Source organism: Segatella copri, from assembly GCF_019127135.1.
Lineage (GTDB): Bacteria > Bacteroidota > Bacteroidia > Bacteroidales > Bacteroidaceae > Prevotella.
Window position 1 is genome coordinate 32,569 of the sequence record NZ_JAHOEA010000009.1, and the last position, 24,087, is coordinate 56,655.

General features: G+C 47.1%; 19 protein-coding genes. 3 read left to right on the forward strand and 16 right to left on the reverse strand.

Annotated elements, in window-relative coordinates:
- Positions 1 to 104: 104 nt before the first annotated feature.
- From ileS to KSW37_RS04045, 3 genes are all read right to left on the reverse strand, one after another.
- On the reverse strand, positions 105 to 3,716 hold the full coding sequence (gene ileS / locus KSW37_RS04035; protein ID WP_217743425.1) for an isoleucine--tRNA ligase: 3,612 nt from the start codon (positions 3,714 to 3,716) through the stop codon (positions 105 to 107).
- 186 nt (positions 3,717 to 3,902) lie between these two features.
- A complete protein-coding gene (locus tag KSW37_RS04040; protein WP_217313415.1) occupies positions 3,903 to 5,897 on the reverse strand; it encodes an NAD(+) synthase in 1,995 nt (664 codons plus the stop codon).
- Between the two features lie 6 nt (positions 5,898 to 5,903).
- Positions 5,904 to 7,043: a DUF2027 domain-containing protein gene (locus KSW37_RS04045; protein WP_217313416.1), complete on the reverse strand. Its 1,140-nt coding sequence runs from the start codon at positions 7,041 to 7,043 to the stop codon at positions 5,904 to 5,906.
- Between the two features lie 177 nt (positions 7,044 to 7,220).
- Here KSW37_RS04045 and ispE point away from each other — a divergent pair, with 177 nt between their 5' ends.
- Positions 7,221 to 8,081: a 4-(cytidine 5'-diphospho)-2-C-methyl-D-erythritol kinase gene (gene ispE / locus KSW37_RS04050; RefSeq protein WP_217313417.1), complete on the forward strand. Its 861-nt coding sequence runs from the start codon at positions 7,221 to 7,223 to the stop codon at positions 8,079 to 8,081.
- Positions 8,082 to 8,108: 27 nt separating this feature from the next.
- On the forward strand, positions 8,109 to 8,723 hold the full coding sequence (locus KSW37_RS04055; RefSeq protein WP_117726956.1) for a DNA alkylation repair protein: 615 nt from the start codon (positions 8,109 to 8,111) through the stop codon (positions 8,721 to 8,723).
- 148 nt (positions 8,724 to 8,871) lie between these two features.
- On the opposite strand, the gene KSW37_RS04060 is transcribed toward KSW37_RS04055, so the two are convergent.
- Both KSW37_RS04060 and KSW37_RS04065 read right to left on the reverse strand, forming a co-directional pair.
- On the reverse strand, positions 8,872 to 9,375 hold the full coding sequence (locus KSW37_RS04060; protein WP_217313418.1) for an NUDIX hydrolase: 504 nt from the start codon (positions 9,373 to 9,375) through the stop codon (positions 8,872 to 8,874).
- An 87-nt stretch (positions 9,376 to 9,462) separates the two neighbouring features.
- Positions 9,463 to 11,469: a dipeptidyl-peptidase 3 family protein gene (locus KSW37_RS04065; protein ID WP_217313419.1), complete on the reverse strand. Its 2,007-nt coding sequence runs from the start codon at positions 11,467 to 11,469 to the stop codon at positions 9,463 to 9,465.
- A gap of 207 nt (positions 11,470 to 11,676) precedes the next feature.
- On the opposite strand from KSW37_RS04065, the gene recQ reads away from it, so the two are divergent.
- Positions 11,677 to 13,539, forward strand: coding sequence for a DNA helicase RecQ (gene recQ / locus KSW37_RS04070; protein WP_217313420.1), 1,863 nt, complete (start codon positions 11,677 to 11,679; stop codon positions 13,537 to 13,539).
- Positions 13,540 to 13,765: 226 nt separating this feature from the next.
- On the opposite strand, the gene KSW37_RS04075 is transcribed toward recQ, so the two are convergent.
- The 11 genes from KSW37_RS04075 to KSW37_RS04125 all read right to left on the reverse strand — a co-directional run bounded on the left by KSW37_RS04075 (position 13,766) and on the right by KSW37_RS04125 (position 24,056).
- Positions 13,766 to 14,740, reverse strand: a complete 975-nt coding sequence (locus KSW37_RS04075) for a F0F1 ATP synthase subunit gamma (protein ID WP_217313421.1) — start codon at positions 14,738 to 14,740, stop codon at positions 13,766 to 13,768.
- Positions 14,741 to 14,746: 6 nt separating this feature from the next.
- Positions 14,747 to 16,333, reverse strand: coding sequence for a F0F1 ATP synthase subunit alpha (gene atpA, locus KSW37_RS04080; protein WP_117692831.1), 1,587 nt, complete (start codon positions 16,331 to 16,333; stop codon positions 14,747 to 14,749).
- 23 nt (positions 16,334 to 16,356) lie between these two features.
- Positions 16,357 to 16,893: a F0F1 ATP synthase subunit delta gene (locus tag KSW37_RS04085; RefSeq protein WP_217313422.1), complete on the reverse strand. Its 537-nt coding sequence runs from the start codon at positions 16,891 to 16,893 to the stop codon at positions 16,357 to 16,359.
- Between the two features lie 8 nt (positions 16,894 to 16,901).
- The gene (gene atpF / locus KSW37_RS04090; protein WP_217313423.1) at positions 16,902 to 17,402 is read right to left on the reverse strand and encodes a F0F1 ATP synthase subunit B; all 501 of its coding nucleotides are present in this window, start codon (positions 17,400 to 17,402) and stop codon (positions 16,902 to 16,904) included.
- Between the two features lie 139 nt (positions 17,403 to 17,541).
- Positions 17,542 to 17,781 (reverse strand): ATP synthase F0 subunit C, encoded by a 240-nt coding sequence (gene atpE, locus KSW37_RS04095; protein WP_006846851.1) that lies wholly within the window; start codon positions 17,779 to 17,781, stop codon positions 17,542 to 17,544.
- 80 nt (positions 17,782 to 17,861) lie between these two features.
- The gene (locus KSW37_RS04100) at positions 17,862 to 18,971 is read right to left on the reverse strand and encodes a F0F1 ATP synthase subunit A (protein WP_217313424.1); all 1,110 of its coding nucleotides are present in this window, start codon (positions 18,969 to 18,971) and stop codon (positions 17,862 to 17,864) included.
- Positions 18,972 to 19,019: 48 nt separating this feature from the next.
- The gene (locus KSW37_RS04105; RefSeq protein ID WP_217313425.1) at positions 19,020 to 19,463 is read right to left on the reverse strand and encodes a hypothetical protein; all 444 of its coding nucleotides are present in this window, start codon (positions 19,461 to 19,463) and stop codon (positions 19,020 to 19,022) included.
- A gap of 36 nt (positions 19,464 to 19,499) precedes the next feature.
- Positions 19,500 to 19,739 (reverse strand): ATP synthase F1 subunit epsilon, encoded by a 240-nt coding sequence (gene atpC / locus KSW37_RS04110; protein WP_217313426.1) that lies wholly within the window; start codon positions 19,737 to 19,739, stop codon positions 19,500 to 19,502.
- 18 nt (positions 19,740 to 19,757) lie between these two features.
- Positions 19,758 to 21,284, reverse strand: coding sequence for a F0F1 ATP synthase subunit beta (gene atpD, locus KSW37_RS04115; RefSeq protein WP_006846855.1), 1,527 nt, complete (start codon positions 21,282 to 21,284; stop codon positions 19,758 to 19,760).
- A gap of 208 nt (positions 21,285 to 21,492) precedes the next feature.
- The gene (pfkA, locus tag KSW37_RS04120; RefSeq protein WP_006846856.1) at positions 21,493 to 22,470 is read right to left on the reverse strand and encodes a 6-phosphofructokinase; all 978 of its coding nucleotides are present in this window, start codon (positions 22,468 to 22,470) and stop codon (positions 21,493 to 21,495) included.
- A gap of 137 nt (positions 22,471 to 22,607) precedes the next feature.
- Positions 22,608 to 24,056, reverse strand: a complete 1,449-nt coding sequence (locus KSW37_RS04125; RefSeq protein ID WP_217313427.1) for an SLC13 family permease — start codon at positions 24,054 to 24,056, stop codon at positions 22,608 to 22,610.
- Between the last annotated feature and the right edge of the window lie 31 nt (positions 24,057 to 24,087).

Below are 24,087 nucleotides of genomic sequence, written 5' to 3' on the forward strand. Positions count from 1 at the left end.
ATCTATTATGTTATTTGTTAATGTTTTTAGGAAATAAGGGCTAGAAAGTTAGAAGCAAGTAGTTTGGAAATGCTCCTAACTCCTAACTTCTAACTTCTAACTATTTAATTCTTTTCTACGAGAATGTTCAACTTAAAGTCATCAAACTCGGTTTCAACACCTGCGTTGTCGCCGATTTCGATACTGTCTGCCAATACCTGACCCTTGATGTAGTCGCCGAATGCCTCGATGGCTGCGTTAGTATCCTCATTAGAAGCCACAGTCACCTTGATACGGTCGGTAATCTCCAAGCCAGTTTCCTTACGGAGGTTCTGGATACGGTTAATCAACTCACGAGCCATACCCTCCTTCTTCAATTCTGGGGTCAACTCTACCTCAAGTGCCACGGTCAGATTGCCATCGTTAGAAACGAGCCATCCTGGAATATCCTCTGAGATAATCTCCACGTCGGCTACCTCTACCACGGCTTCCTGGCCGTCAATATTCAATGTGATGTTGCCTGCCTTCTCGAAGGCTGCAATCTGGTCCTGATTGAGTGCTGACATCTGGGCAGCAACACCCTTCATCAGCTTGCCGAACTTCTTACCCATCACTCTAAAGTTACACTTCACCTTCTTTACGAGAATGCCCTGACCCTCAATGAAGTTAACCTCCTTTACGTTCACCTCGTTCTTCAACAGTCCGGCTACTGCCTCGATGTGTGCCTTCTGGGTTGCATCTACGGCAGGAATCATAATCTGCTGGAGTGGCTGACGAACCTTGATGTTCACCTTGCGGCGCAATGCCAATACCATAGAAGTAATCTTCTGGGCGATGGCCATACGCTCCTCCAAGTCGGCATCAATAGCTGTCTCATCAGCTACAGGGAACTTGTCAAGGTGTACGCTCTCCAACTCACCGCCCAAGTCGTGATACAACTCGTCTGCATAGAATGGAGCGAATGGAGCCAAGAGTTTAGCCACTGTCATCAAACAGGTATAGAGAGTCTGGTAAGCACTCAACTTATCCTCACTCATCTCCTTACCCCAGAAACGTTTACGGTTCAGACGAACGTACCAGTTAGAGAGGTCATCGTTGACGAAAGCATCGATGAGACGGCCTGCGCGGGTTGGATCGTAGCCAGCCAACTCTCTGTCAACGCCCTTGATGAGGGTATTGAGTGAAGAGAGAATCCAGCGGTCAATCTCTGGGCGCTTCTCAAATGGCACCTGAGCAGCCTCTGCATCGAAACCATCTACATTAGCGTAGAGGGCGAAGAAGCTGTAGGTATTATATAAGGTACCGAAGAACTTGCGACGGGTCTCATCCACACCGTTAGGGTCGAACTTCAGGTTGTCCCAAGGCTCGCTGTTGGTCATCATATAGAAACGAACAGGGTCGGCACCATACTTATCGATCATCTCGAATGGGTTGGTTACGTTACCCACATGCTTACTCATCTTGTTACCCTTGGCATCGAGGACGAGACCAGAAGAGATAACGTTCTTGAAGGCTACGCTATCAAATACCATGGTAGCGATGGCGTGCAGGGTGAAGAACCATCCACGGGTCTGATCCACGCCCTCGTTGATGAAGTCGGCTGGATAGAACTTAGGAGGAATAGCATATCCCTCGTAGGTACTATGGATAAGTGCGTCGCGGTCTGCCTCTGAACCATGGGCCATTTCTCCCTCGAATGGGTAGTGGAGCTGGGCATAAGGCATTGAACCAGAATCGAACCAAACGTCAATCAGGTCGCTCTCACGATACATTGGCTTGCCCTCCTCGTTAACCAATACAATCTTGTCAACGTATGGACGGTGGAGGTCAATCTTATCATAGTTCTCCTGACTGTAGTCGCCAGGAACGAAACCATTCTCCTTCAATGGGTTGCTCTGCATGATGCCGGCAGCCACAGACTTCTCGATTTCAGCATAGAGTTCCTCAAGACTGCCGATACACTTCTCGCCACGGTTCTCATCACGCCAGATTGGCAATGGAGTTCCCCAGAAGCGTGAACGTGAAAGGTTCCAGTCGTTCAGGTTCTCGAGCCAGTTGCCGAAACGTCCTGTACCGGTGCTCTCAGGCTGCCAGTTGATGGTCTTGTTCAATTCTACCATGCGCTCCTTGCGGGCGGTATCCTTGATAAACCAGCTATCCAATGGGTAGTAGAGGATAGGCTTGTCGGTACGCCAGCAGTGAGGATAGTTGTGAACATGCTTCTCGCTCTTGAAAGCCTTGCCCTCCTGCTTCAACTCGTAGCAGAGTACGATGTTCAGGTCTTCTGCCTTATCAGAAGCCTTCTTGTCCCAAACACCATCCACATTAAACTGTGGGTCGTAGGCATTCTTCACGTAGTCGCCTGCATGATGAGCGTATGCCTCCTTGTTGACGCAAGCGCTTACGAAGTTGGCATCGAGGTCTTCGATGAGATAGAACTTACCCTGGAGGTCAACCATTGGGCGGGTCTCACCCTTCTTATTAATAAGGTAGAGCGCTGGGATGTTGGCATCCTTAGCCACCTTGGCATCATCGGCACCGAATGTAGGAGCGATGTGAACGATACCAGTACCGTCATCGGTAGTAACATAGTCGCCGAGGATTACACGGAAAGCCTCACTCTCCATCTCGACGAACTGATCGCGACCATCCTCAGAAGCGAATACCTTCTCAGGATGAGCAGCTGCATATTCTGTAACGAAAGCTGGTGCGAAGAGATCAACCTTCTCGCATGGCTTTACCCAAGGAAGGAGCTGCTCGTAGTGCAAGCCTTCGAGGTCTGTACCCTTCATGTGGTCGATAATGCGCCAAGGGCACTGCTTCTTCTCCTTGTCGAATGGCAGGAGATTGCCTTCCTTGCACTCCTGGTCCGCCTTCAGATATGAACCTACCAGAGCCTCAGCCATCACGAGTGTCATAGGCTCGCCATTGTAGAGGTTATAGGTCTCGATGGCTACATAGTCAATCTTAGGACCTACACAGAGAGCCACGTTAGATGGCAAAGTCCATGGTGTAGTGGTCCATGCGATGAAGTATGGCTTGCCCCACTTGGTCCACTCTGCCTTAGGATCCTTGATGAGGAACTGGGCTGTGGTGGTGAGGTCCTTAACATCGCGATAGCAGCCAGGCTGGTTCAACTCGTGAGAGCTCAAGCCTGTACCTGCACCTGGAGAGTATGGCTGGATGGTGTAACCCTTGTAGAGCAACCCCTTGTTGTAGAGCTGCTTGAGGAGCCACCAGAGAGTCTCGATATACTTGTTATCGTAGGTGATATAAGGATGATCGAGATCAACGAAATAACCCATCTTCTCGGTTAACTCGCGCCATTCAGCTGTGAACTTCATCACGTTCTCGCGACACTTGTGGTTGTAATCCTCAGTAGAGATATACTTCTCTGAAGCCTTGTTGTCGATATCCTTCTTGGTGATGCCGAGTTCCTTCTCGACACCGAGTTCAACAGGAAGTCCGTGGGTATCCCATCCCGCCTTGCGGTGAACCTGGAATCCCTTCATGGTCTTGTATCTATTGAATGTATCCTTGATACTACGGGCCAACACATGGTGAATACCAGGATGACCATTAGCAGATGGAGGTCCCTCGAAGAAGATAAACTGAGGGCAGCCTTCACGCTCGTCGATAGACTTGTGGAAGATATCATTCTTCTCCCACGCTGCGAGTACGTCATTGTTGGTCTGTGTCAGATTCAGACCATTATGCTCGGCAAATTTCTTAGCCATATTATCTTATATTTTTATAATGTTTTTACTTTTGGGCGCAAAGTTACAAAAAAAATATGTTTTACCCAAAAATAGAAAGACTTTTTATATAATTATTTTATTATAAACAAAAAAGTTAGGAGTTGGAACAGCACCCCGACTCCTAACTTTTTATTTCCCGTTTTATTAAAACTTCGCTGCCATGTATTATAAATTTTCAGCCTCTTGCAGCCAGATGGCAGATGCAGCATCACTAGGCATACGCCAGTCGCCACGAGGGCTGAGGCTTACGCTACCTACTTTCGGACCGTCTGGCAGACAGCTGCGCTTGAACTGCTGATTGAAGAAACGGCGCACGAAGGTCTTCAGCCACTTTTTGATAGTCTCCTCATCATAGCTGTCTGGATCATTATCACTGATCTTTACACGCTCCAGTTCGGAATCAATAAATGCCTTCTTTGCCAACATGTAAATCTTGGCAGGACGGAAACCGAAACGCAGGAAATAGTAGAGGAAGAAATCATGCAGTTCGTATGGTCCCACCAAATCTTCCGTCTTCTGCTTGATATTTCCATTCTCATCTGCCGGAATCAACTCTGGACTGATAGGAGTGTCGATGATATCACGAAGAGTGATGCGGCTCTGTTCGTCTACCCCACTCTCAGCTACATGATTTACGAGATGACGGATCAGGGTCTTAGGAATGCTGGCATTCACGCCATACATACTCATGTGGTCGCCATTATAGGTGGCCCATCCTAATGCCAACTCAGAAAGGTCGCCGGTACCGATAACCATACCCCCCATCTTATTGGCTAAATCCATCAGGATCTGGGTACGTTCTCGAGCCTGGGAATTCTCGTAAGTCACATCATGTACACTGGCATCCTGACCGATATCTTCAAAGTGTTGGGTTACCGCCTTGGCAATACTGATTTCCTTGATGGTGATACCGAGGCTCTGCATCAGCGAGATGGCATTGTTGTAGGTTCTGTCTGTAGTTCCGAAACCCGGCATGGTGACACCTACAATACCCTTGCGATTCATCTTGAGTTTGTCAAAAGCCTTTACGCAAACCAGCAAGGCCAGCGTAGAATCCAAACCACCGCTGATACCGATTACTACGGTCTTGGCATGGGTATGAACGATACGCTTGGCTAGTCCCATGAGTTGGATATTGAAAATTTCCTCGCAAGAGGCATTCATATCGCTGCTGGTAGGAATAAACGGATGAGGATTCACCTCACGTTCCAACACAAAATCGCGCTCATTCTCGGTTGGTTCGGCTTCGATATTTCGGATATTGAACTGACCGCCAAGAACAGAATATTTAATATTGCGCTGGGCATTCACATAAGTAGAATTCGTACGACGCTCGGTGCGGAGTTTCTCTACATCTATCTGTGAGATAACCATCTGCGGTTCAAGAGAGAAACGTTCACTCTGTGAAAGTAAAACTCCATTCTCATAAATCAGGGCATTTCCACCATAAACCACATCCTGTGTACTCTCACCGAAACCACAGGAACTGTAGATATATCCGGTCATGGTACGGGCACTCTGCTGGCTGAGCAGACTCTTCAGATAATTATGTTTTCCGATGAGTTCGTCGCTTGCAGAAAGGTTGAAGATCAGATCTGCTCCAGCCAGCGCCAGTTTATTGCTAGGAGGAGCCGGAGCCCATACATCTTCACAGATTTCCACACCAAACTGTACACCGTCGAACGTCTGGAATATCTGAACATCAGGCGTCAGTTTTACCTTATGTCCTGCATAACGAACTTCGCAATCTCTCAGGTCCTGAGCCGAGGCAAACCAGCGTTTCTCATAAAACTCGCTGTAGTTTGGAAGATATGTCTTCGGTACAATACCGAGAATCTGCCCATGCTGGATAACAATACCACAATTGAGCAACAAGTCGCCCGCTATCACCGGCGCACCTACGATAGAGATGATATCGAGTTTGCGTGTGAAATCGAGCAACATCATCACCGCCTGCTCGGATGATTCGAGAAGCATCTGCTGGCGGAAGAGATCCTGACAGGAATAACCCGTAATAGAGAGTTCCGGGAATGTAATAATCTCTACACCCTTTCCCTCAGCCAGCGCTATCTGTTCCTCTATCTGCTGGGTATTGAAAATGACATCACCCACCTTTACGGCAGGGATGGCACTAGCTACCTTAATAAATCCGTACTTCATAATAAATTACTTTATTGTTACCTGTGTAGCACCATAGCCATACTCCTGGAAAGAAGCATCCTGATAGATACAACTCTTATAGCGATAGTTCAACTCATGAATGAGAGTCTGGCGCAACACGCCTTCACCCTTTCCATGAATAAAGATAATTTTCTGTCCCTTCTTTTTCTTATATTCTTCCATGGTCTTCTTAAAGATATCCATCTGATAATGAAGGATATCGGCAGAATTCATTCCAGCAGTTGTTTCAAGCACTTCATCTGCATGAAGATCTATTACAACTGTACCATCATCCTTCTTGCTTTTCTTCTTGCTAGTGTTGGCAACAACCTTCTCATCCTTATACATCTGCTCTTTCAGGCGCTTGGAATCAATGACCAGCGGACGGGCAATCTCATCGTTCTCAACAATCGTAAAGAGATAGGCTGGAGTCTCGAAGAAATCGTTCTCCTCGAAAAGATGAAGCTTATAGAATTTCACAGGATCGAGGCGGAACTGAACATCTGTTGCCGGTTTCAGAAGGAATGGCTTGTCCTTCTTGTAGGCTATTATCTGGATGGCGATATGTTCCATCTCGTTTAGAGCCTCACGACCGAATTCCTCGATGAAGAGTTTGGTGTTCGGTTCTATTTCTCCCTCAGCTTTCAGAGTCCATGCATTTCCCTCAGCCACGAGATAGGTATAGTGGAGATAGTAGTTGCTGTCATTCACCATATAGGTCTCGAAACGGGTATTGGTTACGTCCTTGATGTTGATAGGTACAAAGGCGAGATAAGCACTGAGTTTGTTGCCACCCGTACGTTCCTCAACCGGTTTCACAAAGGTTATCTCACGGTCGGCAGCATCATATTCCTCTACCTCCATATCCACGTCATCGTGATCATTCAAGATGGCCTTGATACTCCGGCAGTCCTGATGCAGTTCGGTATTAGCATGCTCCTCAGCCTTCTGCTGCGCATCCATCTTAGCCGAAATCATCTTGTCCATGGAGTATTCATCCTGCTCCACCACAACTACCTCGTTGATAGGCATCGGAATCTCGAATCCATCTTCATCCTCAACGAGCACAATATTTTTACCTTGGAAGCCGGCAACCTTTCCGCCACCCACTTCGCTCAAGAATCTAACTTTATCTCCTTTTTTCATAATCTATTAATAATTTGTAATTGCAAAGATACAAAAGATATTGCAAAACAGGGCTTATTTTAATATTTTTAATGCTACTGATAAAAATAATCCTGTAAAAGATGCGCCATGTTAGATATTTTTCCGTATCTTTGCAAAGAAAAAGAAATAGTAACGAACCCTTTAAACTGAAAAGTTATGATTACATTTCCTTGCGCCAAGATTAATCTTGGTTTAAATATAGTTAGCAAGCGGAAGGATGGATACCACAATCTCGAAACTGTGTTCTACCCTATTCCGCTGACCGATGCACTTGAAATCAAGCTCATGGGCGATGAATTCCCTAGCGAAGTTCCTTGTGATTTGAAGATTACAGGTAACGCGGTGGATTGCGACGAACAGAAAAATCTCGTTGTAAAGGCTTATAATCTCCTGGCTGCCGACTTCAGAATTCCACGCATCCATGCTCACCTGGTGAAGCGTATTCCTTCGCAGGCTGGTTTGGGTGGCGGTTCTGCCGATGCAGCCTTCATGATTCGTTTGTTGGACGAGCGTTTCCGTCTCAACATCGGTAATCCGGAGATGGAAAGATATGCTGCCAAACTGGGCGCAGACTGTGCCTACTTCATTTCTGCAGACCCCGAAGATGGTGACACTGCATGCTATGCAGAAGGTATTGGAGAAGAACTGATGCCGGTAAGTGGTCCTGGCGATAATCTGAGGGGCTATCATTTGGTTGTGGTGAAGCGCGATGATATTGCCGTCAGCACCAAAGAGGCTTATGCAGCCATCACCCCACAGGCTCCAGCCAAATGTTGCCGCGACATCGTACGCCAGCCTATCGAGACTTGGAAAGAGGAACTTGTCAACGATTTTGAGGCACCTATCTTCAAGATGCACCCGGAACTGGCTGAAATCAAACAGAAACTATACAACCTGGGCGCCGTATATGCAGCGATGAGTGGTAGCGGAAGTGCCATCTTCGGTATCTTCAAGCATAAACCTGCAAATATCGAGGAACAGTTCGAAGGAATGTTCTGTAAAATAATGAAACTTTAATTTAGTTAATAGTTTACTCAAAATATAATGAACGAAGAAACACATCAGAAACTGATGACTATCAAGCGAAGCTTCCGCTTGCTGATGAACGGTCCGGGATCGCAATCTATGCGCGATAAGGGACTGGGATATAAACTGAATTGGGGCGTACCATTCTATGAACTGAAAAAGATGGCTGAGGAATATGGTAAAGACTATGACCTGGCCATCGAACTGTGGAAGGAAGATATCCGGGAATGCAAGATTCTGGCTACACTCATCATGCCTGCTGATAAGATGCTTCCTGAAATCACAGATTTATGGATGGAACAGGTACAGAGTCAGGAGATGGCAGAGATGCTTGCCTTCAACCTATTGCAGCACGTAGATTACGCGCCTGTTATCGCCTACCAGTGGATAGCGAGTGACAAGCCACTCTACGAGATTGCCGGTTTCCAGCTCCTGGCCCGTCTCTTTGCCAATGGAAAAGAGCCTAACGAGCGTGGCATCAACGAATTCCTGGATCAGGCTGCCGCAGCATTGCAGGGTGACAACATGGGAATAAAACATGCTGCCTCTAATGCGGTTCTCCGTTTCTGCGACTTCGGTGAAGATTTCGAACAAATTGCAAGAGGAGCACTCAAGGGTATCTACGAGATATAATGGCTCTGCTGACGCAGTCAGAAACAGGCCACGACCCTGCTGAAATTACGTCCCGACGTAGCATGGTGCTGCGTCCCGACATACAAAAAAATACGTCCCGATGCAGCAAATGCTACGTCGGGACGTATTTTTATGGCTATTTTCGTCATTACATGAAATACTTCTGGTATTCGTTTTCGAAATTCGGAGTGAAAACACCCTTGCCGATGTTTTCGCTGATTTCATCTTTTGTCCAGAATCTGCCACCGGCTAATTCTTCCTGGCTCGGTTTCACCTCGCCATCATATACACAACGATGTACGTAAACCAGTTCCTTTTCCCGCTGACTCTCAAAGACATAATGTCCCAGAGATTCCGGTTCAAAATCGGTGATACCCAATTCTTCCCTTACCTCGCGATGCAATGCCTGACTCACACTTTCGCCTAAATCTACATGACCGCCGCAGGCTGTATCCCATTTATCCGGCTGGATATCCTTCCAGGCTGGACGATGCTGCAGATACAGATCACCCCGGCTGTTGAATACATGCAGATGAACAACCGGATGCAATATCTTGCTTCCGTCATGGGCATGACCGCGGGTAACAGCGCCCAGAATGTTGCCCATTTCATCTACTATCGGAAATTCCTCGTTCTTATTATCCATCATCATTTTAAAAGTTTATAGTTAACAGTTTATAGCGGCATCGCCGTATGGCAAGATTGCCCTATAAACTATCAACTCTTAACTATTAACTTTCTAAAGCGTTCCATATTCATCAGAGTAGCGCAACATCTGGTCAACATAGCTCTCCTCATAATCCAATACCACGTCTGTAATTTCGCCTTCTTCATCCATCTCCAGCGTCATCTTCGGATTGATGAATCCCTTGTATGGAGCGAGATTCAGTTTCTTGTATCTTGCCAGTATCTCGCGATGCAATTCCGGATCAATATTTACGGCATACTTCTCAACCAACAGACGGGCAGCCTCGAAATCGCCCTCACTCTTGATGCGCTGAATTTCAGCAAGCAACTCGCCGAAGAGATGGCGAAGCTTGGCATAATCATTAATCTTCACATAAGTCTTCGTCGTAATGATATTGCCCTCGCTGTCCTTCAAAGCATCCTCGGCAGAAGCATAGTTCATATCCATCTTCACCAGTTCCACAGCACCCTCGGCATGCTCCATCACCCACCAGGCTATCAGCGCACGGTTGCGCATGTGGGCTTCCTCTATCTTGTCGCCTTCCTTGATGCGGATAGTCTGGGTGAGCAGACCGTTCATCAGATAACCATAATACTGAGCCTTGTATGCCTCATCATTCGGTGTCAGCCCCAGTTCTACCAATTTATGATCGGCTACATAATAGAGTCCGAAGAGATCGGCTCTCGCCTCTTCTATCGTACTGCCATACGCCTTCAGTGCATCGGGGTCGGTACCAGGCAAAAGCTGTCCGCTACCATGTCCCAGACACTCATGCAGGTCGGTATGCAGATCATCGGTAATATCCTCGTACTGATTCATCAGACTGATGGTATCCTCGTCGATAACGAATTCATCGCGGAAACCATTGCCCTGAGCAGCCTTGTTATATGCCTCGGTCAGGTTACCGATGGTCACACTCTTAGAACCATATTCCTGACGGATCCAGTTGGCATTCGGAAGATTGATGCCGATGGCAGAAGCAGGATATTCCTCGCCACCCAACATCGCAGCACAGATGACATTGGCTGTAACACCCTTCACCTCCGGCTTGCGGAAACGTGGGTCTACAGGTGAATGGTCCTCAAACCACTGGGCATTCTGACTGATGGTCTGGGTGCGCTTCGTAGCTTCAAGATCTTTATATTCTACAATGCCCTCCCAAGTACCTTTCAGCCCGAGCGGATCGCCATACACTTCGATAAATCCGTTGATAAAATCAATCATTCCCTCGTGCTGCTGCACCCAGGCGATGCTGTAACGGTCGAAATCCTTGAGATCGCCTGTACGATAATACTTCACCAGGAGATCGATGAGATGTTTCTGTTCCTCATTTTCTGCATATTTCTGAGCACGGAGCAACCAGGAAACAATCTCCTTGATAGCTGCGCCATAGAGGCCGTCTTCTGTCCATTTCAACTCTACCAGTTCACCATTACGCTTGGTCAATTTAGAGTTCAGACCATAAGAAGGAGCCTGTTCGTTGCCATCTTCCTTCATTCTGGCATAGAAACGTTCAACTTCTGCCTGAGAAACATTCTCATAGAAATTGCAGGCAGAAGTCTGTACCAGATCCTCGCCATCCGTCTGATTCACACGCTTAGGCATGACTTCCGGATTGAAGATGACAGGCACCAGAATGCCCAACAGGTCTTCCTTGCTCTGACCCTTGGAAAGAGGCAGGTATTCATCGGCTACAGCCTCAACCATCTCATAGAAAGATTCCTCTGAAAATCCTGGCACAAACTTTTCACATCCATAGTGATGATGGATGCCGCTGGCAAACCAGACACGTTTCAGGTAAACTTCGAAAGCCTTGAAATCTTCGCTTTCTCGATTACCTTCGTAATGACGGTATACAGCCTCCAGGGTTTTACGGATGCGCAGATTATATTTGCCCTGCTGGTCGAAGGTGATATCACGTCCCAAGAGGGTTGCCTTCGACAAGCAATAAATATAAATTTTCTGTGTGAGCGACAGGTTTTCGAAACCCTTCAGCTCATAACGGAGCATCTGGATATCGGCAAATCGCTCTTGAGTGTTTACATTACATTTTGCCATTTTTATCTGTTTTTACCATGCAAAAGTAACACATTTTTTCCACATATCAAACTTTTTCTCCTGTTTTTCTCTCTTTGCAAAGTTTTTTACTTGAAATAAGCACTTTTTCTTTGAGAAAACTTTTATTTATGCAGATTATTCATTACCTTTGCATGAAAAACAAAACAAAAACATGCCGGTAAAGGCATAAATCATAAAACGGCAATCATGCAGATAAACGAGATATTAAAAAGCTATTTTGGATACGATTCCTTCCGCCCCAACCAGGAAGCGATTATCAAAGAGGTAATGCAGGGACACGACTGTCTGGTTCTCATGCCGACTGGTGGTGGAAAGAGTCTGTGCTATCAGGTTCCCGCATTAGCAATGGAAGGTACCGCTGTAGTCATTTCACCGCTCATCAGTCTGATGCACGACCAGGTGGAGGCGCTCAAGGCAAACGGTATCCCGGCTGAGGCACTGAACAGCGGAAACGACACGACCGATGAACTTATCATCCGACGCCGATGCGAGAAGGGAGAACTGAAACTTCTTTATGTTTCGCCCGAAAAACTCATCAGCGAGATACCTTATTTATTCAGCAACATCAAGATTTCGCTCTTTGCCGTTGACGAGGCCCACTGTATCAGCCAGTGGGGACACGATTTCCGTCCGGAGTATTCGCAGCTAGGCATGCTGCACGAGAATTTCCGCAATGTCCCGGTGATGGCGCTCACAGCTACAGCCGACAAGATAACACGCGAAGATATCATACGCCAGCTTCATCTCAATGGGCAGACGTTCGTAAGCAGTTTCGACCGCCCCAATCTCTCCCTCACCGTAAGACAGGAGAGTACCAAAAAGGCAAAGCTCCAATACATCACCCGCTTCATCAGTAATCATCCGGAAGAAGCGGGCATCATCTACTGTCTCTCACGCAAGAACACCGAAATGGTGGCACAGGAACTTATCGATCTGGGTATCAATGCCGCAGCATATCATGCCGGAATGACTGCCCAGACCAGAGCATCGGTACAGGAGCGGTTCAAGATGGACCAGATCCAGGTGGTATGTGCTACCATCGCTTTCGGAATGGGCATCGACAAGAGTAATGTGCGCTGGGTAATCCACTATAATATGCCTAAAAGCATAGAGAGTTTCTATCAGGAAATAGGTAGAGCAGGAAGAGATGGAGCACCATCAGATACCGTGCTGTTCTATTCGATGGCCGACATCATCACCCTCCGTTCTTTCTGCGAAGACAGCGGACAGCGTGATGTGAACATGGAAAAACTGCGCCGCATGGAGGAATATGCCGAATCGAGAGTATGCCGACGACGCATTCTGCTGAATTATTTTGGCGAGACATCATCCTGCAACTGCGGCAACTGTGATGTTTGCAAGAATCCTCCACGCACCTTCGACGGCACCATCAGAGCCCAGAAAGCCCTGAGTGCCGTGGTCCGTTCAGGTGAGCATATTGCAGTAGGTACCTGCATCGAGATTCTGAGAGGCATGCATTCTTCTGCAGTTGTGAAAAACAAATACAACGAGATGAAAACCTTCGGTGTGGGCAGGGATACAACATCTAAGGACTGGAATGCTTATCTGCTGCAGATGCTGCAGATGGGATTCTTCGAGATTGCCTACAACAACCACAACTACATGAAGGTTACCGATTTAGGCTGGAAGGTACTGAAGGGAGAACATCATGTTTCGCTGGCTTATATCGAAGAAGATGATAAAGCCACCCGTCCACAGAAAACGGTACGCAACAGGAAGGGCGCCATCGCCCAGCCGGGAAATCTCATTCCTGAGGTGCATGCCGAACGTGTCATCTTCCAGGAAGACTCGAAAGGCGTGGAAGACAAAGGGCTCTTTGAACACCTCAGAAAGATACGCAAGAACTTAGCCGACGAACAGGGTTATCCTCCATATATCGTACTCAGCGACAAGAGCCTTCATGAACTCGCAAGAATGAAACCTACCACCAAGAATGCCATGAGTCTGATCAGTGGTATCGGAGAATTCAAGCTCAACAAATATGGCGACACCTTCATCAAGGCTATCAGGAAATATACAGGACTATAACAGGAGAATATCTCCGAATGATAATTTCATAACCTTCGGAGATAATTTCGTAACCTTCGGAGATAATTTTATAACTAAGGGAGATATTCTCATAACTAAGGGAGATAATACCCGTAACTAAGGGAGATAGCATTCGTAACTAAGGGAGATAAAAAAATCGGGATGTCTGCAAGTTCAGAACTGCAAACATCCCGATTTAATTTTATAGATTGAAGAGATGCGCAACTTAGTTGTTTACGCTACCTCCCACAATATCAAGCAATTCATTGGTAATGGCCTGTTGACGACTCTTATTGTACTGCAAGTTGAGTTCGCGCAAGAGTTCATCGGCATTATCCGTAGCGGTCTGCATGGCCACCATTCTGGCAGCATGCTCACTCGCCTGGCTATCCAGCAACGCTGTATAAATCATCAGACGAAGCTGCTTAGGAATCAAGACTCCCAAAACAGTCTCCAAGTCTGGCTCTACAATGAAGTCATCATTCAGAGGTTTTGCCTCAGAACTCTGGCGTTCGTCAGCTTCAGCCTGCTTTTGGCGCAGATATTCCTGAGCCTTTGCCGTAGCCACATTAGAGGTAAGGTCACGATCGTTGTCCACTCCTATCGCCTCAGTGCTGAGGTCAATAGGCAAGAAAGTCTTGCGGGTCAGAATCTGTGAACCGGCACTCTTAAAGTGATGATAAATCATCTCCACCTTATCGAGCTCACCATCAGCATACTGCTTGGCAAGTGAATGGGCGATATCTGCACAGGCGCTGGCATGAGGATGATCGGCAAGATCATTAAAGTTACCACCAATCTTCAAACCCAGTTTCTGTGCCTTCTCTGCCACTTTTCGTCCGATAGGATATACCGTGATGTCGTCAATGCCTTGAGCCTTATACTCGTCCACCGCATGCATCATCATCTTGATAACGTTGGAATTGAATCCACCACACAAGCTGCTGTTAGAACTGTATACCACAAGAGCTACACGCTTGGTCTCCTTGTGCTCCAACTGCAACGGATGGTCGACATTCGGAGTACTTACCAGGAAACTCTTGAGGATATGTTCCAGCATATTTCCATAAGGCAGCATATTCTGGATAGCTACCTGAGCATGATGCAACTTACTGGAAGCCACCATCTTCATCGCACTCGTAATCTTACGGGTACTGTTAACGCTGGCTATGCGAGTTTTAATCTCTTTTAATGACGGCATAGGCTATTACGCTTTATATTGTCCTGCAACATTAGCCATGGTCTCCTCGACTGCCTTAATGGCATCGTCGGTGAGTTTACCATCGCCCAAAGTCTCAATCACATCAGCGTGCTGGCTGCGCATAGCATCGAGGAACTGATCCTGACAGTCGCGAACCTTATCCATTGGCACGTCGTGCATCAATCCGTGAACACCACAATAGAGAATTGCTACCTGCTCGCCTACCGGCATTGGGCGGTACTGAGGCTGAACCAGCAACTGGTCGTTCTTACGGCCACGGTCCAGAGTCATCGCTGTTACGGCATCCATATCGCTAGAGAACTTAGAGAAGGCCTCCAGCTCACGATACTGAGCCATATCAATCTTCAGTGTACCGGCTACCTTCTTCATACTCTTGATCTGGGCAGAACCACCTACACGAGATACGGAGATACCTACGTTGATAGCTGGACGGAAGCCCTGGTTGAAGAGGTCGGTCTCAAGGAAGATCTGACCATCGGTGATGGAAATCACGTTGGTTGGGATGTATGCTGATACGTCACCTGCCTGTGTTTCGATGATAGGAAGGGCTGTCAAAGAACCACCACCCTTAACGTGACCCTTCATGCACTCTGGAAGGTCGTTCATCTGCTCGGCTACCTCCTGCTGGTCGTTGATACGAGCGGCACGCTCCAACAGACGAGAGTGGAGATAGAACACATCACCAGGATAAGCCTCACGTCCTGATGGACGGCGGAGGATCAGAGATACCTCACGATAAGCCACAGCCTGCTTACTCAAGTCATCGTATACAACGAGAGCAGAGTAACCACGGTCGCGGAAGTATTCACCGATAGCTGCACCGGCAAATGGTGCGTAATACTGCATGGCTGCAGGATCGGCAGCGGTAGCACTTACGATGATAGTATATGGCAGGGCGCCATGCTCCTTGAGGTTCTGTACCAATGCTGCAACAGTAGATGCTTTCTGACCGATAGCTACATAGATACAATATACTGGCTTGCCAGCCTCATAGAAACTCTTCTGGTTGATGATGGTATCCACTGCGATGGCAGTCTTACCGGTCTGACGGTCACCGATGATCAACTCACGCTGTCCACGACCGATAGGAATCATGGAGTCTACCGCCTTCAAACCTGTCTGAAGAGGTTCCTTTACTGGCTGACGATAGATTACACCAGGTGCCTTACGATCCAAAGGCATCTCGAAAGAATCGGTGAGGTCGATGTCACCCAGACCATCAATAGCCTGACCCAGAGGGTTTACGACACGTCCGAGGAAGTTGTCGTTTACGCGGATAGAAGCAATACGGTGTGTACGCTTCACGCTCTGTCCCTCCTTGATGCCAGCTGTAGGACCTAAGAGGACACAACCTACATTGTCTTCCTCCAAGTTCATGACGATAGCCATGGTTCCATTCTCAAACTCAAGAAGTTCATTAGCCTCGGCATTGCGCAGACCATAGATACGAGCCACGCCATCGCTGACGGTAAGCACGGTACCCACCTCGTCAAACTGCTGAGAGCCATTAACCTCCTGGAGCTGCTGCTGAAGAACCTCAGACACCTCACTTGGTTTAATTTTATCTGACATTTTGTTATTTACTTTAATTATTTTTACTTTTTGAGCTGTGTCAGAATGTTGCTGAGTTTAGTCTTTACGCTCGCATCCATTCTGTAAGTATCATACTCAAGGATGAAACCACCAATCAGTTCAGGGTTCACCTCGGTCTTGAACTCCACAGTACCTTTCGTTCTCTGCTCCACCATCTTGCGCATCTTGTCCTCCGTAGAGGCGTCAACGGCAGTGGCGGTGATCAGCTTACCGCGGATGATGTTCTTCTGTTTCCTGTAAAGAGTGATATACGAAGCAGCCATGAATTGCAGGGTGCTCTCCCTATCCTCTTTCAAGACGAGAGCGATAAACTTCTTGCTCAGTTCCGTAGGCTCTTTGCCCAGGGCTGTGGTGAGAAGTGCCTCTTTCTTGTCTTTGGAAAGCATAGGGTTGTCTATCGTAAATCTCAGTTCAGGCACGTCGATGTAGCTCTTAAAGAGCGTCTGCATCTCCTGGTACACCTGATCTTCGAGCTTCATGCCGAGTGCAGCCTTGATGAGGGCACGGGCATAACGCACCGATATTACACCTATATCCATAAGCTTTACTATTTGTTGTCAGAAGAAACCTCGTCCAGCAGTCGATTTATCATATCCATCTGTGCCTTGTCGTCAGAGAGCTTAGCCTTGAGCACCTTCTCTGCAATCTGAACAGAGAGTTCGGCTACCTGGCCACGGATTTCACGAATGGCGTTCTGCTTCTCGGTCTCAATCTGCTTTTTGGCATCAGAGAGGAGACGTGCGCCTTCTTCGCGTGCTTTATCCTGTGCTTTCTCTACAATGGCATCGCGGGTTTCGGCAGCCTCCTTGAGGATGGCAGCCTGCTTCTCGCGAGCTTCCTGCAAGATGGATTCACCTTCTTTTTGGATATTGGCAAGCTTCTCGTTGGCTTCGTGGGCTTTACGCAAGCTCTCGTCGATGTAGGCCTTACGGTCGGTCACCATCTTGATGATGGCTGGAAATCCAGCCTTCCAGAGGATAATGAAAACGATGATGAAGACCAGTGTCATCCAAAAAAGCAAACCGCTATCAGGAATCAATAAATCCATATATACTGGTTAAAGTTTTACTTAAACGTTTTATTTTAACTAACTCTAGAATCATCTCTATCATGCCCCGGAAAGACATCAGGCTGATGCCTGAGACTTTTCCTTTTATCGGGGCAGATGATAGTGACAGATGAGATGATTACATAACGATTGCCAGGATGGCGATGATGACAGCGAAGAACGCAACACCCTCAACCAACGCAGCTGCGATAATCATAGAAGAACGGAGGTCGCCCATCTTCTCTGGCTGACGAGCCATAGCGTCCATAGCCTGGCCACCAATACGACCGATACCAATACCTGCGCCAATAGCGGCCAAACCTGCACCTACTGCGGCACCCAACTTTGCAATCTCTGCTGCTAATAAAAGTGATAACATAATCTTAATAATTTAAGTTGTTAATATTTTCTTTGTTTATTATCTGAATGAAATTAGATCCGTAATCTATAATCTATAAACTACTTCACTACCTCTGGCTCAGCCTCATGAGACTTTACATGAGCCAGCGAGATGAATACTGCACTCAGCATGGTGAATACCAATGCCTGAATGTAGCTTACCAATACTTCGAGGAGCATCATAAAGGCGCTCATCGCAACACTTACTATTGTCATACCCGTACCTGCCACATAGTTGGCGATAGCATTCTCACTGATGTTGAACATGATGAAAATGATAGCCGCAAACGAAAGTGCGATGGCGTGACCCGCCATCATGTTGGCGAAGAGTCGGATAATCAGAGCCAGCGGTTTCGTAAAGATTCCGAAGAGCTCGATGAATGGCATCAGTGGCACAGGGACCTTCAACCAGGTTGGTACCTCCGGCCAGAAGATATCCTTCCAGTATTCCTTGGTACCGGTGAAGTTGGTGATCAGGAATGTCGTTACACCGAAGAATACGGTGCAGGCGATATTACCCGTCAGGTTACCACCACCTGGAGGGAATGGTACGATACCCATAATGTTCGCCACGAAAATAAAGAAGAAGCAAGTAAGCAACCATGGTGCGTACTTTGGCGCCTCCTTACCGAGCGTAGCCTCAATTACATCGGTATATACCGACATGATGAACATGTGCATCAGTCCCACAAATCCCTTTGGTGCAGGGTCATCCACCTTGTGCTTCCTGCACCAGCGGGCTGGTATCAGGACACAGAGCAACAGGATGATAGCATCGATGAAGAGCACGCAAACGGTCTTCGTGATGGAGATGTCAAGCGGACGAACCTCCTGGCCTCCCACCTTCTCTACTACCTTGTTGGGATTCGCCTGCGCATCAGCGTTCTTGATCACCAGGTTGAAAGGTCCTGGACGGTCTCCATTGGCATCCTTCTCTTCCGAGAATTCGCTGCTGCAGAACACGTGCCAGCCCGAAGTGGTGTTAACGATGATTGGCAGATGAATCACTACGGGATGATCTCCCACCTTGGTGATATGCCATTCATAAGAATCCTTGATATGACCCCACAATATCTCTTTCACATCGATGTTCTCCTTAGCCGATACCTGCAGAGGTGCCAGCGTGAAGAGCAGCATCGCCATCAAGAGGAATTGCTTGAGATGTTTCATATTCTTTAATTCTTACTTTTGTTTATTAATTATTTGTTTCAGAACCACTTATGAAAGACGGTTCTTTTTCTCTACCCGAGCGAAGTAGATGCAGTCGAACACGAGAAGCATGACATAGAACAGGGCGAAGATTACGGTGAATCCCAGGATGTTCTGCCTGTCGCATACCAGCACATAGATGAGGAATACCAATGTACCGGCTATCATCTTGATGACCAGCGCCGCCATGTAGAACTTGGCGAGATTGGCTGGCGATGACTTTGCAACAGCCTTCCATGCTTCACCATAAGCAGTACTTGCAACGAGTGAGAATATCGCACTCACTACCAGCGGGTTAACAACCTGGGCTATCATATCATCGCATTGAGCAGATAATCTGCAGGCAAAGAGCACGGCAAGAGCCACTACTGCTGTAAGCCACAAAGAAATCTGCTTATACCTGATACTCGCCTGTCTGATAGTCTGCAAGCGCAACTTTTCGTCTTTTTCCATTATCTAATAATTAATCACTAAAAATTAATCACTTATCTAAACTTCTACACAAAGGCTTACTTCGTTTTTCTTACATTCCACGAATCCGCCCTTGATTTTCATTACCTGCTTGCCTTCCTTGGTAGTGTATTCCACCTTGCCCACTTCGAGCGAAGAGATGATAGGCGCGTGATCTTTGAGAATCTCGAACGAGCCGAGGGTTCCCGGAACCAATACGCTCTCTACCTCACCCTGGAAGACTACTTTCTCAGGAGATACTATCTTTAGCTGTAACATAAGCCGTGGATTTAAAGATTACGCCTGTGCTGCTGCGAGCAACTGCTTAGCCTTCTCCTTCGCATCCTCAATAGTACCTACGTTGAGGAATGCCTGCTCTGGCAGGTCATCTACCTCACCGTCGAGGATGGCGTTGAAGCCCTTGATAGTCTCTTCGATAGGAACCATCACACCCTTCAAACCGGTGAACTGCTCTGCTACGGTGAATGGCTGACTCAGGAAACGCTGTACACGGCGTGCACGGTTCACGGTCAACTTATCCTCATCAGAGAGCTCATCCATACCGAGGATAGCAATGATATCCTGCAACTCGTTGTAACGCTGCAACAACTGCTTTACTCGCTGTGCACAATCGTAGTGCGCCTTGCCCACAATCAGCGGGTCGAGGATACGAGAGGTAGAACCCAGCGGGTCTACAGCAGGATAGATACCGAGAGATGCAATCTTACGGGAAAGCTCTGTGGTAGCATCCAGGTGAGTAAAGGTGGTGGCTGGAGCAGGGTCGGTCAAGTCATCGGCAGGCACATAAACGGCCTGTACAGAGGTGATGGAACCATTCTTGGTAGAAGTGATTCGCTCCTGCATGGCACCCATCTCAGAAGCCAGCGTTGGCTGATAACCTACGGCTGATGGCATACGACCCAACAGCGCAGATACCTCAGAACCAGCCTGGGTGAAACGGAAGATGTTATCGATGAAGAACATGATATCCGCTGCCTCACCATTCTTACCTCCGTGATCACGGAACTCCTCAGCTACGGTCAAACCAGAGAGAGCTACAGAAGCACGTGCCCCAGGTGGCTCATTCATCTGACCATATACCAGGGTAGCCTGACTCTTGGCAAGTTCCTCAGGATCGACAAGTGAGAGATCCCACTTACCTTCTTCCATCGCTTTACGGAACTTCTCGCCATACTTGATAACACCAGACTCGAGCATGTCTCGAATCAAGTCGTTACCCTCACGGGTACGCTCACCTACTCCGGCAAATACAGAGTAGCCGTTGTGTCCCTTGGCAATGTTGTTGATCAACTCCATGATGAGCACCGTCTTACCTACACCGGCACCACCGAAAAGACCAATCTTACCACCCTTCATGTAAGGCTCAAGCAGGTCAATCACCTTAATACCGGTAGCAAGCATCTCCTTGTGAGTAGAAAGTTCGTCAAACTTCGGAGCCTCACGGTGGATAGGATAAGCACCCTTCATGTCCAATTCATTCATACCATCAATAGGCTGTCCGATGACATTCATCATACGGCCCTTGATCTGCTCTCCGGCTGGCATCTGGATTGGGTTACCTGTAGGGATAACCTCCAAGCCGCGCTGCAAACCGTCAGTATTATCCATAGCGACACAGCGAACTGTATCCTCACCGATGTGCTGCTGCACCTCGATGACAAGTTCGCGTCCGTCTGGACGTTTTACCTTCAGAGCTTCATAAATTTTAGGAAGCACCTTCTCTGGATTCTCGCCCTTTGTATCGAAGTAAACATCGATAACAGGACCGATAATCTGAGAGATACGTCCATTAATTTGTGACATAAGCTTATTAGTTTAAAAGTTATATATATTTATATTATTCTTGACTGCAAAAGTAACAACAATTTATGGAAACCACAAATTAATTTGAAGTTTTATTCGGCTTTTATACCTTATTAAACCATTTTTAGTTCCCTTTAAACCATTTTCCTATGCAAAAGCAAGAAGCCAGGAGTTCAAACTCCTCTCTTCTTACCCTTATCTCTATAAATTAGATACTCAACTCGTCCAAAACCTTGATCAGTTTACGGTCGAATGGCTTATCTGAGCGGATGGCCTCAGAAAGTGGCACGTATACCACCTCGTTGTTGCGCACACCAATCATCACATTGCGCTGGCCCTGCATGATAGCCTCAATGGCACCACAACCGGTACGGCTCGCAAGAATACGGTCACGGGCTGATGGACGACCACCACGCTGCAAGTGACCCAGGATGGATACACGTACATCAAACTCAGGGAACTCCTTGCGCACACGGTCGGCATAATAAAGAGCACCACACTTAGGACTCTCTGACACGATGACGATACAGCTCTTCTTAGACTTACGGATACCACGCTCCATGAATTGAGCCAACTGGTCAACGTCGGTAGAATCCTCTGGAATGATAGCTGCCTCTGCTCCACTGGCGATAGCTGAATTCTGCGCCAGGAAACCGGCATCACGGCCCATCACCTCGATAAAGAAGATACGCTCGTGGCTCTGCGCAGTATCACGGATTCGGTCTACACACTCCACGATGGTATTCATCGTAGTATCATAACCAATCGTATTGTCTGTACCATAAAGGTCATTATCAATTGTTCCTGGCAATCCGATGCAGCATATATCAAACTCACGTGCGAAATTCATCGCACCGGTCAGTGAGCCGTTACCGCCAATCACGACAAGCGCATCAATTTCCTCTTTCTGAATCGTTTCAAATGCCTTCTGACGACCTTCTTCGGTCATGAATTCCTTAGAACGGGCAGTCTTCAGCATCGTACCACCAGTACCGATGATACCGCTTACGTTCTCTGTAGAAAAGGTTTTAATTTCATCATTGATGAGACCATCGTAACCACGATAGATACCTTTCACAGTGAAACCGTTGTAGATAGCCGAACGGGTAACCGCACGGATAGCAGCATTCATACCTGGAGCATCTCCTCCAGATGTCAAAATTCCAATAGTCTTAATCTTTGCCATAACTATACCTTATTATATTATATATTTTTTTAATGTTAGTTTATGATTCTCTCAGGATGATGTTTTTCATCCATTACCCCTACATATACAGTAGGTATCCAAGGGGTATACCCCTTGCTTTGTTTGGGCTTATCGATTTAAATAATTAGGTTTGCGGCACCAGCCACCAGGATATGGGAGAGCCAAAGGATAGCAAGTCCGATGACGCCACCCATCAAAGCTTTCCAGCCAATATTGCGGAAATACCATCCCATGTGCATACGTTCCATCTTCATCAGGGCAAGACCGCTGATTGTACCGATACCAAGAACGTTACCACCAGCCATTACGCAATATGCAATCATCTGCCAGTAGATACCATTGGTATGATAATCAGTAAGCATGCTGAATGAAGGATCATTCACATTTGCCAGATCATGAAGGGAGAAAAAGTTCATGGCTGTAGCAAAGTTGTCAAGTACAGTACTGGTTATACCTGCCAAGACACCATGCAGTAACACACCAGGATGCTTATCATCCATACCGACAGAGTTGAGAAGAGCGGCAAAATCGTCAAAAGCACCAGTCTCCTTCACCACTCCGATGGCAAGCATGATACCCATCACGAAAAGAATCATCTGGATAACTCCGTATTGGAAGACTCTAGGGGTGCGACGGTCAGCCATCGCATCCATATTCATAAGTTTACGGTTAAATATCTCGTTCACAATCCAGAGTACACCCAATACGCAGAGCGCACCGAGGAAAGGACTCAATTTCGTAATATTATGAAAGGTAGGGATAAACCACAATCCACCGATACCCACAAAGAGCATCAGCAAGCGCTGCCATACATTGAGGCGGGTATCATCCCCGCGGTATGGCATAGCAATCCATTCTGTCTCTACTCTTTCCGGCAGCATGCGCTGCATCATCACCAATGGTATGAGCCAAGCAGCAAGACATGGCAGCAGAAGCGACAGGAAATAATGGGTAGCCGTTACAGCACCCATATTCCACATTACCAGTCCTTCCGGATTTCCGATAACGGTAAGAGCTCCGCCACAGTTGGCAGAAAGCAGAATTGCACCTCCATACACCATGCGCTGACGACGGTTTGGAATCACTCCATGCATCATCGTAAGCATCATCACTGTTGTAGTAAGATTATCGAGATTTGCCGAAATAACAAAGGTCACGGCAGCGAGAATCCATAGCATTTTCTTGGCGCTTCGGGTACGCAACAACTGGCGTATGAAATCGAAGCATCCGTTGTTATTGAGAATTTCAACTATCGTCATAGTGGCTAGCAGGAAGAGTACGATTTCTGCAGCTCTACCCACATAAGGAAGGAAGATGTTACGGGCAATAAAATACTTCACCGTTGTACTGGTGGATTCTATCTCGTTCCACATTCCGAGATTCAGATAGCGTGAATAATCAGAAGAATGTTCACTGGTCACGAAGTCCATACCGAAACAGATATAGAGAACCCATCCTACCGTTCCAGCAAAGATGGCTACGGCAGCACGGTTCACCTTGGTAATATTCTCGGTTGCAATGAGAATATATGCCAGTATCAATATGGCAAGGATGACTAGTGTCATATCATTTATTTTATTATATTCATTACATTTT